Annotated in this window: 14 protein-coding genes and 1 pseudogene; 2 read left to right on the forward strand and 13 right to left on the reverse strand. The window is 77.9% G+C overall.

Going from position 1 to position 14,774, the window contains the following annotated elements; all coding sequences use genetic code 11:
• Positions 1-33 precede the first annotated feature (33 nt).
• From glmM to eccCa, 7 genes are all read right to left on the reverse strand, one after another.
• A complete protein-coding gene (gene glmM, locus I4I82_RS09730; protein ID WP_218590291.1) occupies positions 34-1,374 on the reverse strand; it encodes a phosphoglucosamine mutase in 1,341 nt (446 codons plus the stop codon).
• Between the two features lie 2 nt (positions 1,375-1,376).
• Positions 1,377-1,940, reverse strand: a complete 564-nt coding sequence (gene rpsI / locus I4I82_RS09735; protein WP_226369970.1) for a 30S ribosomal protein S9 — start codon at positions 1,938-1,940, stop codon at positions 1,377-1,379.
• 47 nt (positions 1,941-1,987) lie between these two features.
• Positions 1,988-2,431, reverse strand: a complete 444-nt coding sequence (gene rplM, locus I4I82_RS09740; RefSeq protein WP_172157846.1) for a 50S ribosomal protein L13 — start codon at positions 2,429-2,431, stop codon at positions 1,988-1,990.
• Positions 2,432-2,632: 201 nt separating this feature from the next.
• Positions 2,633-2,920 (reverse strand): WXG100 family type VII secretion target, encoded by a 288-nt coding sequence (locus I4I82_RS09745; protein ID WP_218590290.1) that lies wholly within the window; start codon positions 2,918-2,920, stop codon positions 2,633-2,635.
• 13 nt (positions 2,921-2,933) lie between these two features.
• Positions 2,934-3,242, reverse strand: coding sequence for a WXG100 family type VII secretion target (locus I4I82_RS09750; protein WP_218590289.1), 309 nt, complete (start codon positions 3,240-3,242; stop codon positions 2,934-2,936).
• A 111-nt stretch (positions 3,243-3,353) separates the two neighbouring features.
• On the reverse strand, positions 3,354-4,565 hold the full coding sequence (locus I4I82_RS09755; RefSeq protein ID WP_218595644.1) for a type VII secretion-associated protein: 1,212 nt from the start codon (positions 4,563-4,565) through the stop codon (positions 3,354-3,356).
• On the reverse strand, positions 4,562-8,500 hold the full coding sequence (eccCa, locus tag I4I82_RS09760) for a type VII secretion protein EccCa (RefSeq protein WP_218595645.1): 3,939 nt from the start codon (positions 8,498-8,500) through the stop codon (positions 4,562-4,564). Before eccCa ends, I4I82_RS09755 begins: the two co-directional genes overlap by 4 nt.
• Before the next feature lie 110 nt (positions 8,501-8,610).
• Here eccCa and eccD point away from each other — a divergent pair, with 110 nt between their 5' ends.
• Together eccD and mycP are read left to right on the forward strand one after the other, a co-directional pair.
• On the forward strand, positions 8,611-9,954 hold the full coding sequence (gene eccD / locus I4I82_RS09765) for a type VII secretion integral membrane protein EccD (RefSeq protein WP_218595646.1): 1,344 nt from the start codon (positions 8,611-8,613) through the stop codon (positions 9,952-9,954).
• Positions 9,951-11,186 carry a type VII secretion-associated serine protease mycosin gene (mycP, locus tag I4I82_RS09770; protein WP_218595647.1) on the forward strand — a complete coding sequence of 412 codons (1,236 nt, stop codon included), beginning with the start codon at positions 9,951-9,953 and terminating at the stop codon, positions 11,184-11,186. Before eccD ends, mycP begins: the two co-directional genes overlap by 4 nt.
• Here the strand turns inward: mycP and eccB are convergent.
• The 6 genes and pseudogenes from eccB to I4I82_RS09800 all read right to left on the reverse strand — a co-directional run bounded on the left by eccB (position 11,146) and on the right by I4I82_RS09800 (position 14,260).
• Positions 11,146-12,543, reverse strand: a complete 1,398-nt coding sequence (gene eccB, locus I4I82_RS09775; RefSeq protein ID WP_218595648.1) for a type VII secretion protein EccB — start codon at positions 12,541-12,543, stop codon at positions 11,146-11,148. The two genes, mycP and eccB, sit on opposite strands and share 41 nt — an antisense overlap.
• Before the next feature lie 50 nt (positions 12,544-12,593).
• Positions 12,594-13,223: a 2OG-Fe(II) oxygenase family protein gene (locus I4I82_RS34755; RefSeq protein WP_308112864.1), complete on the reverse strand. Its 630-nt coding sequence runs from the start codon at positions 13,221-13,223 to the stop codon at positions 12,594-12,596.
• 35 nt (positions 13,224-13,258) lie between these two features.
• Positions 13,259-13,459, reverse strand: a pseudogene (locus tag I4I82_RS09785) (hypothetical protein); the annotation flags it as partial.
• Positions 13,396-13,578: a hypothetical protein gene (locus I4I82_RS09790; RefSeq protein WP_218588933.1), complete on the reverse strand. Its 183-nt coding sequence runs from the start codon at positions 13,576-13,578 to the stop codon at positions 13,396-13,398. The gene I4I82_RS09790 and the pseudogene I4I82_RS09785, both read right to left, overlap by 64 nt.
• Positions 13,575-14,006: a nucleoside deaminase gene (locus I4I82_RS09795; protein ID WP_218588940.1), complete on the reverse strand. Its 432-nt coding sequence runs from the start codon at positions 14,004-14,006 to the stop codon at positions 13,575-13,577. The genes I4I82_RS09790 and I4I82_RS09795 overlap by 4 nt, the downstream gene beginning before the upstream one ends.
• Positions 14,007-14,014: 8 nt before the next feature.
• Complete coding sequence (locus I4I82_RS09800; RefSeq protein ID WP_218588932.1) at positions 14,015-14,260, reverse strand: hypothetical protein; 246 nt, start codon at positions 14,258-14,260, stop codon at positions 14,015-14,017.
• Positions 14,261-14,774 lie beyond the last annotated feature (514 nt).

Below are 14,774 nucleotides of genomic sequence, written 5' to 3' on the forward strand. Positions count from 1 at the left end.
ACCGGGGAAGCCGTGAGCGGACGGGGCCGGCCCTCAGCGGGCCGCGGCCACGACCTCGGCGAGCCGGGCGGCGGTGCCGCGCGCCTGCTCCTCGGTGGGGGCCTCGACCATCACGCGCACCAGCTGCTCGGTGCCCGACGGGCGCAGCAGCACCCGCCCGGTGCCGCCGAGCTCCGCCTGCGCGGCCTCGACGGCGTCGCGCACGGCGGCCGACTGCGCCACCGCCGCCTTGTCGACGACGGCGACGTTCTGCAGCACCTGCGGCAGCGCCGTCATGATCCCGGCCAGCTCGGCCAGCGAGGCACCGGTCTCGGCCATCCGGGCCATGATCCGCAGCGCGGTGAGCAGGCCGTCACCGGTGGTGGAGCGGGTGGGGAGCACGACGTGACCGGACTGCTCGCCGCCGAGGGTGAACCCGCCCGAGCGCAGCTCCTCGAGCACGTACCGGTCGCCGACCGCGGTGGTGCGCAGCGCGATCCCGGCCGCCTCCATCGCGAGGTGCAGCCCCAGGTTGCTCATCACGGTGGCGACGAGCGTGTCCTGCTCCAGCTCGCCCGCGTCGCGCATCGCCACGGCCAGCACGGCGAGGATGTGGTCGCCGTCGACGACCCGCCCCGCCGCGTCGACGGCCAGGCAGCGGTCGGCGTCGCCGTCGTGGGCGATGCCGAGGTCGGCACCGTGCTCGCGGACCGCGTCCTGCAGCAGTGCGAGGTGGGTGGAGCCGACGCCGTCGTTGATGTTGAGGCCGTCGGGGTCGGCGTGCAGCGCGACGACGTCGGCACCGGCGCGGCGGTAGGCGTCGGGGGCCACGGTCGACGCGGCCCCGTGCGCGCAGTCGACGACGACGCGGATCCCCGCGAGCGACGGCGTCCCCGCCAACAGGTGCGCGGTGTAGCGCTCGGCGGCGTCGGCGAGGTCGCGGACGCGGCCGATGGCGGCACCGGTGGGCCGGCGGCCGTCGGCGGTCATGCCGTCCTCGACGGCGGTCTCCAGCGCGTCGGCCAGCTTGTGCCCGCCGGAGGCGAAGAGCTTGATGCCGTTGTCGGGCATCGGGTTGTGCGAGGCGGAGATCATCACGCCCAGATCGGCGCCGAGGACGTCGACCAGGTGGGCGACGGCCGGCGTCGGCAGCACCCCGACGCGGACGGCGTCGGCGCCCGCCGAGGTGAGCCCGGCGACCACCGCGGCCTCCAGCATCTCACCGCTGGCCCGCGGGTCGCGCCCGACCACCGCGACCGGGCGGTGCGTCCGGTCGCGCTCGGCGAGCACGCGCGCGGCGGAGGCGGACAGCGCAACGGCGAGCTCCGGGGTGAGGAGCTCGCCGTTGGCCAGTCCGCGAACGCCGTCGGTACCGAAGAGACGTCGTTCGCCCATGCTCAGCGCTTGCTGTACTGGGGCGCCTTGCGGGCCTTCTTGAGGCCGTACTTCTTCCGCTCGATCACGCGCGGGTCGCGGGTGAGGAAGCCGGCCTTCTTGAGCGGCGGGCGGTCCTCGGCGTCGACCTCGATGAGCGCACGGGCGATCGCCAGGCGCAGTGCGCCGGCCTGCCCGGAGATCCCGCCGCCGTGCAGGCGGGCGAAGATGTCGAAGCGCTCGGTCTTCTCGAGCAGCACGAGGGGCTCCCGGATCAGCTGCTGGTGCAGCTTGTTCGGGAAGTAGGTCTCGAGGCTCTTGCCGTTGAGCGTGAAGTTGCCGCTGCCGGGCATGAGGCGGACGCGGACGACGGCCTCCTTGCGGCGGCCGACGGTCTGCACCGGGCGGTCGGAGAACACGGCGTCCGGCACGTCGCTGGCCACGTCGACGTCGACGTCGACGTCGGTGTCGGTGTCGTACTCGTCGTCGACGGCGTCGAGCTCGTCGGAGCTGGCCTCGGCCTCGACGGCCTCCGCGGGGACCTCGTCCTCGGCGATGGCCTCGACCTCGGGCTCGGGGCTGGTCACGGGCTGTCCTTCTGTCGTGGGATCAGGAGTCACGGACTCAGGGGTGCTCACTGAGCGACCTGCGTGATCTCGAACGCGGCCGGCTGCTGCGCGGCGTGCGGGTGGCTCGGGCCGGCGTAGACCTTGAGCTTCTTGCCCATGGCGCGGCCGAGCTTGTTCTTGGGCAGCATGCCCTTGACGGCCTTCTCGACGAGGCGGTCGGGCTGCTTGTCGATCATCTCGCCGACGGACCGCTGGCGGAGACCGCCCGGGTAACCGCTGTGGCGGTAGACGAACTTGTCGTCGCGCTTGTTGCCGGACACGGAGATCTTCTCGGCGTTCACGATGACGACGAAGTCACCGGTGTCCATGTGCGGCGCGTAGGTGGGCTTGTGCTTGCCGCGCAGGAGCGTGGCGGCATGCGTGGCGAGGCGGCCGAGCACCACGTCCGTAGCATCGATCACGTGCCAGGCGCGGGTGATATCGCCGGGCTTCGGGCTGTACGTGGACACGGACCTACCTCGTCGCTGTCTAGTGCTCGTCGAACTGCGGGCTCGGGAGCTGCCTCTGGTGCGTGTGGTGCGGAAAAGGGCACCGGGCCCCGGAGGCGGGGTGCACTCCTCGGAGCGCACGACCTCCCGCCGCACTATCGGTTGTCGAGGGTACCCGCCGGTCCGGAGGAGGGTCAAAACGCCCCCTCCGGACCGCTCCGCTCAGGTCCAGAGCGACCGGTTGCGGGCCTCCACCTGCTGGTAGTTCTCGTTCGCCGCGCCGACCGCGCGGCCGATCCGCTCGAGCACCGCCGCGATGCCGACGGCGGCGTCGTCCCACTCCCGCTGCTTCTCCCGGTAGAACAGCGCGGCCTCGCCCTGCCAGGTCGCGGTGACCGGGCGCAGACCCGCCTCCAGCTCCGCGAGCCGGTCGTGCATCCGCTTCGTCGTGGCCCGGATGTCCTCCTGCGCCGTCGCCAGCGCACCGAACCCGACCTTGATCTCCGTCATGTCCCGCTCCCCCTCAGCCCAGTGCCGCGGTGATCGTCGACAGCTGCTCGCGCGAGGCGTCCTCGGACGCCTGGTAGCTCGTGCCCGACGTGCGGATCGCCTCGCCGATCGCACCGAGCGCCTCGCCGAGGCGCTGGGCGTCGGTGTCCCAGCGCGCCATCAGCGCCACGAAGGCGCGGTAGCTGTCGCTCGACCACGACGACGCGAGCGGGGCGAGCCGGCCCTGCAGCGCCCGCAGGTCGGCCAGGACGGTGTCCCTCACCTCCATCGCCCGTGCGCCGGCGGCCATCATGTCCTCGGTCGAGGTGCCGAACCCGTCCATCGCACTCCTCCTCAGTCCGGCGACCTCGTGGTCGCCCGCGTGGGGGGACCGTGCCAGCCGGGGACCGCGTCCCGTGGCGTTTCGAGGCAGGAGTGTGCGGGCGCGAACGCCTCAGCCGCCCCGCAGCGTGCCCACCACGAGCGCGCAGGCCGCCGCGACCGCCGCCGTGCCGGTCGGGGTGTGCCGGCAGCCGACGCTGAGCTGCGTGCCGCCGTCGAGCAGGACGTACCAGTCGACGACGGACGCCCCGGCGCGCTCCCGGTACGCGGTGACCGCGCGCCCCCCGAACCGCGCACGCGCGTCGTAGCCGGAGAGGCCGGGCCCACCGGCGTCGAACTCCGCCCGCAGCTCCGCGGCCGCCCGCGCCGGCTCCGCGGCGGCGTCGTAGCCCAGTGGAGTGGCCTCGACGGCGATCAGGTCGCTGCCCTCGGGCGCGGCCACGGGCGTCAGCAGGCTGCGGCGGCGCTCGGGCAGCCCGCCGGTGTGCGCCCAGCCCTCGGGCAGCGCGAACCGGTAGCCGTACTGCGCGAGCACCCCCGTGGGCGGCGGCCCCGGTGCGGACGCGAGGAGCCCGCCGAGCACGTGCAGCGCCCCCAGGACGACGGCGGCGGCGAGGGCGGCCAAGAACGTCCGGCCGGTGCGGCGCCGTCGCGGCGGAGGGTCGGGCAGCCACCGCGGGCGGGACGACGCCCCGGAGACAGGAGGGGGCAGCCGGGTCAGCGCCGCCAGCGCCGCCGCCGCCTCGGGCCGCGGGGCGACCACGACATCGCGCAGGCCGGCCGCGTCGAGGTCCGCGGCGAGGTCCGGGGACCGCGCGCCTCCGCCGACGAGCAGCACCGGCACGTCCGGCCGCCCGGCCACCGCGACGACGGCGCGCACCACCTCGGCCCGGCAGGGCCGCAGCGCCGCCCGGACCTCGGCCGCGCGCAGGCCCTCCGCCTCCTCGTGCAGCGACAGGGCCTCCCGCACCCGTCGGGCCCGCGGCTGGTCCCCGTCCCCGAGCAGCCCCGCCACGACCGCGTCCATCCGGTCGCCACCGGGAGCGCCGCGCCGGGTCACCACACGACCGCCCCGGACGAGCGACACCTCCGTCGCGCGTGCCCCGGCGTCGACGACGACCACCTCCGGCCGCCCCGCCGCGACCGCCTCGGCCCGGAGGAACACGACATCGGCCGCGCCGGCCAGCCCCCGCAGCAGCACCGGCAGCGCGACGCCGGGCTCCACCGGCACCTCGACGACCCGCGGCTCCCCGTCCGGCCCCTCCCGCGCCACGCGCACGACCGACCGACCGACCTGCACGACTGCGCGGACCGGCACCGTCACGGCCCGTCGACCGGCGGCACCCACGCCAGCTGCACCCGCCGCGCGCCGTGGCGCCGGTCGACGAACGTGCCGCGCCCCGGCGGCAGCGGCCCGGCCTTCACCGCCTCCACCAGCGCGCCTTCGTCCGGCCTCCCGTTCATCACCAGCCCGGGCGCCGACAGCTCGCGCAGCCGCCCGAGCACCGGGTCGAACAGCGCGCGGCCCGCGCCGCCGCAGCGCCGCGCCACGACCAGGTGCAGCCCGACGTCCTTCGCCTGCGGCAGGAACTCCAGCAGCGGCAGCAGCGGGTGCGTGCCGCCGTGGCCGCCGGTGGGCGCGACGAGGTCGTAGTCGTCGACCAGCACGTACACCTCCGGCCCCGTCCACCAGCTGCGCTCGCGCAGCGCGCGGGCGGACACGCCGGGCCCGGGCAGCCGCCGCCGCAGCGAGGCCGCCACCTCCGTGACCGCGTCGGCCGCCGCGCCGGGCGTGCTGGCGTGGCCGATCAGGTGCGTGTCGGGGACCGCGCCGAGCAGCGTGCGCCGGTAGTCGAGCACGACGATCCGCGCCTCGTCGGGCGTCGACCGGGCGACGATCCCGTGCGCGAGCAGCCGCAGCAGCGCGGTCTTGCCGCTCTCGGCGTCGGCGAAGCAGACCAGGTGCGGCTGCGCGGCCACGTCGAGCTGCACGAGCGCGAGCCGCTCCTCGTCGACGCCGAGCGGGATCCCGGTCGACCCGGGCTCGGGGTCGGGCAACCGGTCGTGGTCGAGCCGGTCGGGCAGCTGCCGGACCGGCGCGAACCCCGCGCCCGGCCGGGCCCGCACCACGTCCGCGACGAGCGCCGCCGTGTCGCCTCCGGTGAGCCGGGGCGCGGCCAGCACCATCGCGGCCCCGTCCGGGGCGAGGCCGTGACCGGGGCGGGCGGGCACCGATGCCGCCCGGCGCCGGTCGACCTCGGAGTCGGCGACGTCGCCCAGTCGCAGCTCCAGACGGCTGCCGAACAGGTCCTTGAACGCGGGGCGCAGCTCGCTCCAGCGGGCGGCGGTGACCGCCAGGTGCACCCCGAACGACAGCCCCTGCGCGGCGACGGCGAGCAGCCGCGCCTCCAGGTCCTCGAAGTCGTGGCGCAGCGTGAGGTAGCCGTCGACGACGAGCAGCACGTCGGTGGCGGGCTCGGCCGCGAACTCCCCGGTGCCGCGGCGCGCCCGGAACGCCTCGACGCCGCTGAGCTGCGCGTCGCGGAACAGCTGCTCGCGGCGGATGAGCAGCGCGGCGACCTCTGCGACGGTGCGGCGCACCAGGTCGGGCTGCAGCCGGTCGGCGACGGTGCCGACGTGCGGGAGCCCGGCGAGCGGGGTGAGCGCGCCACCGCCGAAGTCGAGCACGTGCACCCCCAGCTCGGCGGGCGTGTGCGTCAGCGCGAGCCCCAGCACCGCGGTGAGCAGCGCCGTCGACTTCCCCGACCGCGGCCCGCCCACCACCGCCAGGTGCCCGGCGGCGCCGGAGACGTCGAGCAGCAGCGGGTCGCGGCGCTGCTGGTAGGGCCGGTCGACGAGCGCGACGGGTACCCGCAGCGCTCCCCCGCGCCCACCGGAGGCGGCCAGCCCGCGCCCCGGGACCGGCCGCACGGCGCCGACCAGCTCGTCGAGCGGCGGCGGGTCGCCCAGCGGCGGCAGCCACACCCTGTGCGCGGGCGGACCGAGCCCGTCGAGGGCGGCGAGCACGGTCTCCAGCACCGTCGGGAGCTCCTCGGGCCCGGCCTGCGCGGCGGGCCCGGGCGGGGCGGCGGGCACGGGCGGCGCGGGCACCGGGCGGACCTCGAACGGGTGCGCCCTGCGCGAGGCCGTGCCGCGGACCCGGCGCGGCGCCTCGGCGGGCCCGGAGACGTACGCGGCGCGGAACCGGACCAGCTCGCCCGTGCCGGTGGACAGGAACGCCGAACCGGGCGCGGCCGGGAGCCGGTGGGCGTCCGGGACGCCGAGCACGGCCCGCGACTCCGCCGCCGAGAACGTGCGCAGCGCGATCCGGTACGACAGGTGCGACTCCAGCCCGCGCAGGCGCCCCTCCTCCAGCCGCTGCGACGCGAGCAGCAGGTGCAGGCCGAGCGAGCGGCCGAGCCGCCCGATCGTGACGAGCAGCTCCAGCAGCTCGGGGCGCTGGGCGAGCAGCTCGGAGAACTCGTCGACGACGACGAGCAGCGCCGGCAGCGGCGGCAGGTCGGCGCCCGCGCGCCGCAGCGCCGCGTACTCGGTGACCCCGACGAGGTTGCCCGCGGCGCGCAGCAGCTCCTGGCGCCGGGTGATCTCCCCGGCCAGGGCGTCGGCCATGCGGTCGACCAGCGCCAGCTCGTCGGCGAGGTTGGTGATCACGGCCGAGACGTGCGGCAGCGCCGCGAGCCCCAGGAACGTCGCCCCGCCCTTGAAGTCGACGAGCACCAGGTTGAGCTCCTCAGACGGGTGCGACGCGGCGAGGCCCAGCACGAGCGTCCTCAACAGCTCGCTCTTCCCGGAGCCCGTCGCGCCGATGCACAGCCCGTGCGGGCCGCTCCCGCCCTGCGCGGACTCCTTGAGGTCCAGGTGCAGCGGGCCGCCGCTCTCGTCGAGGCCGATCGGCACGCGCAGGCGGTCGGTGTCGGTGTGGCGCCACCGCCGCCGCAGCGCCTCGACCCCGCCGTGCCCGGCGTCGAGGCCGAGCAGGGAGGGCAGGCCCGCGGCCGGTCGGGTGCCGTCGGCGGCGACCGGGCCGTCGGGGCGGTAGCGGGCCAGGCGCCGGGCCAGCGCCCGGGCCTCGGGCACGGTCACCGCGTCGGGGCGTCCCACCGGGCGGACACCGGTCTCCTCGTCCTCGGGGCCCTCGTCTCCCCCGGCCCGCTCCAGCGAGCCCTCCCCGACCAGCAGCCGCACCACCGACGGCGCCGGGCGCCGCCCCGGCGGCGGCCCCACCCGTAGCACCGTCACCCCGGCCACCGCGGCCCACGGGCCGGGCCCGTCGGCCACCTCGTCGACGACGACGAGCAGGTGCGGTTCGCCCGCCCCCGGTCCCGCCGGACGCCCGGCCAGCTCGGCGACCCACCAGCGGCGCACCTCGTCGGCGTCGCCGGTGAGCATCCGCAGCGGGCCGATCGCGTCGCGGCGGCGGGGGTGGGCCGTGTGCGGCAGCCACTTCGCCCAGTCCCACTCGGCGGCCAGCGGGGGCGGCGCGACGACGGCGAGCAGCGCGTCGGTCGGGCTGTGCCACAGCGCGTACCCGGCCACCACCGCGCGGGCCAGCGCGCGGGCGGGCCGCAGGTCCGCCGAGCCGGCGGGCGGCTCCAGCCAGACCGTCGAGCCCGAGCGCAGGGCCAGCGCGACCGGCAGGTCGGGCACCACGGCGTGCCCGTGCAGGAACCGGCGCAGCGCCAGCCCGGTGATCGGCTCGACGCCCTCGACCGGCCCGGTCCGCGGAGCGACGAGCCGGGTCGCGAGGCGCTGCGGCCCGCACCCGACGCGCACCCGCCCGAAGTCGGCGTCGGCCGGGCGGCGCTCCCACAGCCGGCCCGCCGCGAGCACCGCGGGCCACGCCGTGGCGTCGGGGTGCACGCTCTCCAGGCCGGTGCGCTGCGCCGCGGCCACGGTGCGGACGCGGCGGCGGAGCTGGGCGAGGTAGCGCAGGTAGTCGCGGCGGTCCTCGTCGACCGACGCCGACCGGTCGCCCCCGCCGCGCCCACCCGAGCCGGTGAGCAGCATCCCCAGCGTCGAGACCATCATCATGCCGCCGAACAGCCACGACGTCGGGTTGCGGACGCCCAGTGCCGCCACGAACCCGACCGACGCCAGGAGCATCACGGCGGGCAGCAGCCGGGCGACCATCCCGGCCGGCACCACCCGCTCCGGCTCGGGCGGCGGCTCCAGCACCAGCTCGCCGTCGGGGATGCGGGGCACCGCGCGCCGCGGCCGGACCAGCCCGATCGTGCCCACGCACCCACCTCCACGAGTTCTCCGGAACGCCCACGGGACGGCCCGGGCGCGGGGGATGGTAGGCAGCCGCGCCCGTCCGGCGGGGCCGTTCGGAGGAAGTCGAGGTCCCCATGTCCGTCGCCCGACCGGTGGCCGAGCCGGGCCCGCCCGCCTACACCCGGCTCACCGTGCTGGCCCCGCGCACGCGCGTCGACGTCGCGCTCCCGGCCGACGTGCCGGTGGGCGAGCTGGTGCCGATGGTGCTGGAACTGGTGGGCGAGCCGGGCCCGGGGCGCCGGATGCTGCCGTGGCGGCTCACCGGCGTCACCGGCGGCCCCCTGCACCCGGCGGCCACGCTCGACGAGCTCGGTGTGCTCGACGGCGAGGTGCTGCGCCTCGGTCCGGACGGCCCGCCGCCGCCGGCCCCGGTGTTCGACGACCCGGTCGACGCGCTGGCCGCGACGGCGGACGACGGAACGCAGCGCCCCCTCCCCGACGCCCGGGCGGTCGTCGCCGTCGTCCTCGCCGGTCTCGCCGCCGTCGTCCTCGCGACGGTGCCGGCGGGGCCGTGGGGCGTGGCGGCGGCGGTGCTCGGCGGGCTCGCCGCGGTGGCGGCGCTGGCGCGGACGGCCCGCACCGACCGCCACCCGCTCGTCGCCGTCGCACTGGCCGCGGGCACCGGGGCGGCGGCGAGCGGAGCCGCGGCCACCGGGCCGGGCACCGCGCAGGTGCTGCTCGCCGTCGCGGCGGCGGGGGTCGTCGCGGGGGCCGCGCAGGCACTGCGGCGAACCGTCCACCCGGTGCTGGTCGCGGCCGTGGCCGTGGCCGTCCCGACGGCCCTCGCCGCGCTCCTGCACCTGCGCCTGGGCGCCTCCCCCGCCGCGCTCGCGGCGGGCACCGGCGCCCTCGCGCTGCTGGCCGGGCCGCTGCTGCCCCGCGCCGCGCTGCGCCTCGCGGCCCTGCCCGGACCGGTCGTGCCCACCGACGCGGGCGAGCTCGCCGCCCACGACGATCCCCTGCCGCTCGCCGAGCTCGCCGAGCGCGCCGCGCTCGCCCGCGCGCACCTCGCCGGACTGGTGGGCGGCTGCGGCGTCCTGGCGGCGGCGTCGGCGGGTCTCGTGGCCGCGGGCGGGGGTCGGGCCGGGATCGCCCTCGCCGCGGTCGTGGTGGCCGTCCTGGGGCTGCGCGCGCGGGGGTTCGCCGACGCCGCACCGGCCCGCGCGCTGCTCGCCTGCACGGTGGCGGGCGGGGCCGCACTGGCGATCGCGGTGGCGCTGGGCTCCGACGGTCCCGGGCGGCTGCTGGTCGCCGGGATCGCCGTGGCCGCGGTCGCGGTCGTCGCGGGTCCGGAGCGGCCCCCGCCCTCGCCGGTCGCGCGGCGGGCCGTCGACCTGCTGGAGGGGGTGCTCGTCGTGTCCGCGGTGCCGCTGGCGCTGGCGGCGACCGGGCTGTTCGCACTGGTGCGGGCGCTGTGAGAGCGCTGACCCCAGTTCTCACGGCGCTGGTCCTCCTCGGCACCGGCGCGGCACCCGCCCAGGCCGCGGCCGCGCCCGGGTGCGCACCGCTGCCCGCCGGCACCGCCGTCCCGCCCGACCCGCCGCCCGCACACCGCCTGCGCCTGGCCGACGCCCACCGCCTCGCCACCGGCGCGGGCGTCCTCGTCGCGGTGATCGACACCGGGGTGGCGCCGCACCCGCGGCTCGCCGGTCGACTGCGCGGCGGGGGTGACCTCCTCACCGGCGGCGGCCCCGGGACCGGCCTCGACGACTGCGACGGCCACGGCACCGCCGTCGCCGGGCTGATCGCGGCCGCCCCCTCGCCCGACGACGAGGTCGTCGGCGTCGCCCCGGGCGCCACGCTGCTCGCGATACGCCAGGCCGGTCCGTCGTCGGCGCCCGGCCCCGACGGGCGGCCGCGAACGGCCGGCGACCTCACCACGCTCGCCGAGGGCGTGGTGCTGGCCGTGCAGGCCGGCGCCGACGTCGTCAACGTCTCGGAGGCGGTGTGCCTCCCGCCGGAGCGGGCCGGAGCCGGTGGTTCGCGGCTGCAGGCGGCCCTGCGCCTCGCCGCCGACGCCGACGTCGTGGTGGTCGCCGCGGCGGGCAACGCGGGCGTCGGCGGGTGCGGCGACGAGCCGGGGCCGGTGTCGCTGCCCGGCTGGTACGACGAGGTGGTGGCGGTCGGCGCCACCGGCCCCGACGACGCCGCGGCCGCGTTCACGGTCGCCGGGCACTGGGTCGACCTCGCCGCCCCCGGCACGGGCGCGCGCTCGCTCGCGGTCGGCGGCGGGCTCACCGCGGAGCCGCCGGCGGGCACCAGCTTCTCCGCACCCCTGGTGTCCGGGCTGGCCGCGCTGGTGCGCGAGCGCTTCCCGGAGCTGACCGCGGCGCAGGTCGTCGACCGGGTCGTGGCCACGGCCCGCCGCCCGGCCGGTGGACGCGACGACGCGCTCGGCGCCGGCACCATCGACGCCGTCGCGGCGCTCACCGCCGAACCCGCCGTCCTCACCGCTCCGGCCGCTGCCTCGAGCACCGGCGCACTCCTCGGCACCGGGCCTGGAGCGATCCCCTCAGCCCCGCCCCTCGACCTGGCCGCCGTCGCCGTCCTGCTCGGCACCGCCGCCGCCCTCGCCGCCCACCTGCGCCGCCGCGATGCCGCCCGGGGGGTCAGCCCGGCAGCACGTCCACCGTCCGCTCCGCCGCGCTGACGTCGAGCGCCCCGCCGACGGGCAGCAGCCGCAGCGCCCACTCCGGCGCCGGCTCCGCCGCCGTCACGCCGAGCGCCTGCGCCGTGGCCCCGTCGACCACCCCGTACGCGACGCCGGTGGCCGCGACGAGCCACAGCGGCCCCGCCCCGGGCGCGCGCCCCGGCCCGGTGGCCCGCACCGCCCCGCCGCCCGCGGGCACCAGCACCACCGCGTCGGCCCGCTCCCCCGGCCCGTCGGCCTGCGCCAGGTCGACGCCCACCGCGCCCGCCGGAACGGGCAGCGCCGGACCCACGAGGGCCACCGTTCCGTCCGCGGCCGACCACACCGCGCACACGACGGGCTCCTCCGACGGCGGCGGCACCGCCTCCGGCCACCCGACGACGTCGAGCACGACCAGCGGCCGCAGCCGCGCCAGGACCTCCGGTCCGACCTCCCGCACCACCGCGCCCGCGGCCCGCAGCGCCTCCGCCACGGGCGCCGGGACCTGCTGCACGCCCCCCGCCAGCAGCACGTGGAACGTCGGCGGGGCGCCGCCGAGCGGCCGCCCGACCAGCACGTCGCCCACCTCGCCCGCCCCGTCCGGTCCGGCCGCGCCGGCGTCGGGGACGCGCGGGGTGCGCAGCGCGACCCCCTCGGGCAGCGCGTTGACCAGCGCCGCCGACGCCGGGCGCAGCTCCCGCCCGTCCAGCCCCAGCGCTCCGGTGGCGGCCCGGTCGGCCGGGTCGACGCGGTGGCGCCGGCCCCCGGTCACGAGCCAGGTGCCGCCGCCCTGCACGGCGAGCAGGAGCGAGGCGGCGGGCGGCGCGACCGGCACCGCCCCGCCCACCACCGTCGTGCGGAACTCCCCGGTCTCCGCATCGGTGACGTCGCACACCGCCCACCGCGGCGCCACCACCTCCCCGCCCAGCCGCACCGCCGTGGCCCCGGGCACCGCGGCGGTGGGGGTGCGCGCCGCGGCGTCGAGGTCGGCGTCGGCCACGAGCACCGGCTCGGCCGTCGCCGGGTCCACCTCGCTCGCCCCGCCGTGGTGCAGTGCGGCGAGCACGAGCCGCCCGGCGGGCAGGTTGGCGACCGGCACGAGCCGGTCGGGCCCGTGCGCCACCACGTACATCGCCCCGGACTCCGCCCCGACGACGACGGCCTGCGCCGCCCACCCCGGCCGCGGGTCGACCTTCGCCCACACGAACGCGCCGACCAGCACCAGCACCCCGAGGACCGCCCCGGCCACCGCGGCCCGGCGCTGCGTGCGCAGCTGCTCGTGCAGCGGCACCGGATCTGCGCGGACCAGCGCGGACTCCAGGCGCCGCACCCCGAACCGGTGGGCGTCGGCGTGGTCGCGGGTGGCGGGCGTCCGCATCCGCGGACGCTAACCCCGGGGTGCCGCCCGCCGTGGGCGTTCGGGAGAACTCAGCCGCCCGGGATCCCTATCCTACCGATATCGCCGTGAGGCGCTCCCGCAGGAACGGCGCCGACACCACCGGCTCCAGGTCCTCGCGCCGCCCGATCGGCGGCGCGAGCGGGCTCACGAGCGCGTCGTGGTCGAGCTCGAAGAAGAACACGAGCGAGATCAGCCTCCTCGTGCGGCGCGCCCGCCTGCGGCGGCAGCACGCGGTGCCGCCCGGAGCGCCAGCGCATCCCCGTCCGGTGGGCGAGCAGGTCGCCGACGTCGACGGTGAGCGCGTCCGGGTCGTAGGGCGCGTCCTCCCATCCCCCGGCGTCGCTGTGCACCTGCAGGCCGCCCGCCCCGGGCTCGCGGTCGAGCACGGTGACGGTGTCGAAGTCGGTGTGCGGACGATCCGGAACTGCCCCGGCGCGGGCTCGCCCACCTCGGTGAGCGGCGGGTAGCGGTTGATGTTGCACGTCCAGGTCGGGGTCGTCGTCCTCAGCGGCGCCACGCCCAGCGCGGTCCCGCACAGCTCCAGGAGCCGTCCCGACAGGGCCGTCATCTCCGCCAGGGCCGTCATCTCCGCCAGGTACCGCGTGACGACGGCCTGCGGCTCGGGCACCTCGGCGGGCCGGACGTTGGGCGGGAACCACACCGCGTCGACGGCCGCGTCCCCGGTCGGGGTGTCGGGCCCGATAGCGAACGACTCCTTGAGGTCCGGCGGGTGCTCCCCGCCGTCGGGGTCCGGCCCCTCGACCGACCTGTTGGCCTCGACGCCCGGCGGCAGCCACCCGCGCCCGCCGACGCCCCCGCGTACGCCCCGCTTCACCGACGCCGGCAGCGCGAAGAACCGCCGCGCCGCCGCCCGCAGCTCGGCACGCAGTGCCACGTCGACGCCGTGCCCGGTGACCAGACGCCGTGCCCTGTGACCAGCAGGAACCCGGCCTCCTGCAGCCCCGTGTCGACGGCGGCCGGGTCGGGGCCGCGCAGGTCGACGGTCGCGATCACGGGACCTCCCCGATGTCCTCGAACCACAGGTCCGGCCGGGCGGCGACGAAGTCGGTCATCAGCGCGACGCACCGCTCGTCGGACAGCACCGTGACCTCGACGCCGTGCTCGGCGAGCCAGTCGTGCCCGCCGGAGAACGTCTGCGCCTCCCCCACGACGACCGCGCCGATCCCGAACTGGCGCACCAGCCCCGAGCAGTACCAGCACGGCGACAGCGTCGTCACCATGATCGTCGTGCGGTAGTCGCGCTGCCGCCCGGCGGCCTTGAAGGCCGCGGTCTCGGCGTGCATCGACGGGTCGCCGTCCTGGACGCGGCGGTTGTGGCCGCGGCCCAGCAGCGTGCCGTCGCCCGCGAACAGGGCGGCGCCGATCGGGATGCCGCCCTCCGCGAGCCCGGCGCGGGCCTCCTCGACGGCGACGTCCAGCATCTCGGGGTTCACCGGGCCATGCTCCGGCGGAACAGCACCGCGTACAAGCCCGCCGACAGCGCGGTCCCGACGAGGAACGTGATGTCGCCGATCCCGGGCGCCACCGACGGCACCAGGCCGACGAACAGCGCCCGGTTGGAGAACAGCCCCACCGAGACGACGATGCCCGCGACGAGCGCGATGACGAACCCGACGACCCCGAACGCCACCGCGACGACGGCCCGGGCCCGCTCCAGCCGGATCGGGAAGCCCATCCCGAGCCCGACGCGCCGGCGCGGGCTGTCGGCGGGGAGGTAGCGGGCGTAGTCGGCGGCGTACGAACGACGGGTCCGACGACGCCAGCACGATCACCGCGCCGATCCCCGGCACCACCGCGAGCACGGGAAACGCCACGCACTCGAACGCCTGCCACCAGGTCGTGCCCGAAGAACGCGACGCCGACCTGCACCAGCACGACGACGACCAGCCAGAACGGCGCAGGGAGCCCGGTCAGCGAGTCGAGCGCGAACGAGGCGCTGACGCTGTTGACCGCGAACCACCCGAAGCCCGACGTGATCGTCATGAGCGCCGCGGGCAGGATGTTGCCGCGGTAGCCGGACGCGAGGCGCCCCAGCACCATCTGCGGGACACCGGCCGTTGCTCCCCGGCTCCACGGCGACGATCTCCGCGCCGTGGACCGGGGTGGTCTCGAGCGGCGTCAGGCGTCGGCTCGGCGGTCATGGGTCCTCCCGCGCTCGGTGGGAAGGCCGACGCTACGTCCGCACCGGG

The organism is Pseudonocardia oceani, assembly GCF_019263585.2.
In the GTDB taxonomy this organism is placed as follows: domain Bacteria; phylum Actinomycetota; class Actinomycetes; order Mycobacteriales; family Pseudonocardiaceae; genus Pseudonocardia; species Pseudonocardia oceani.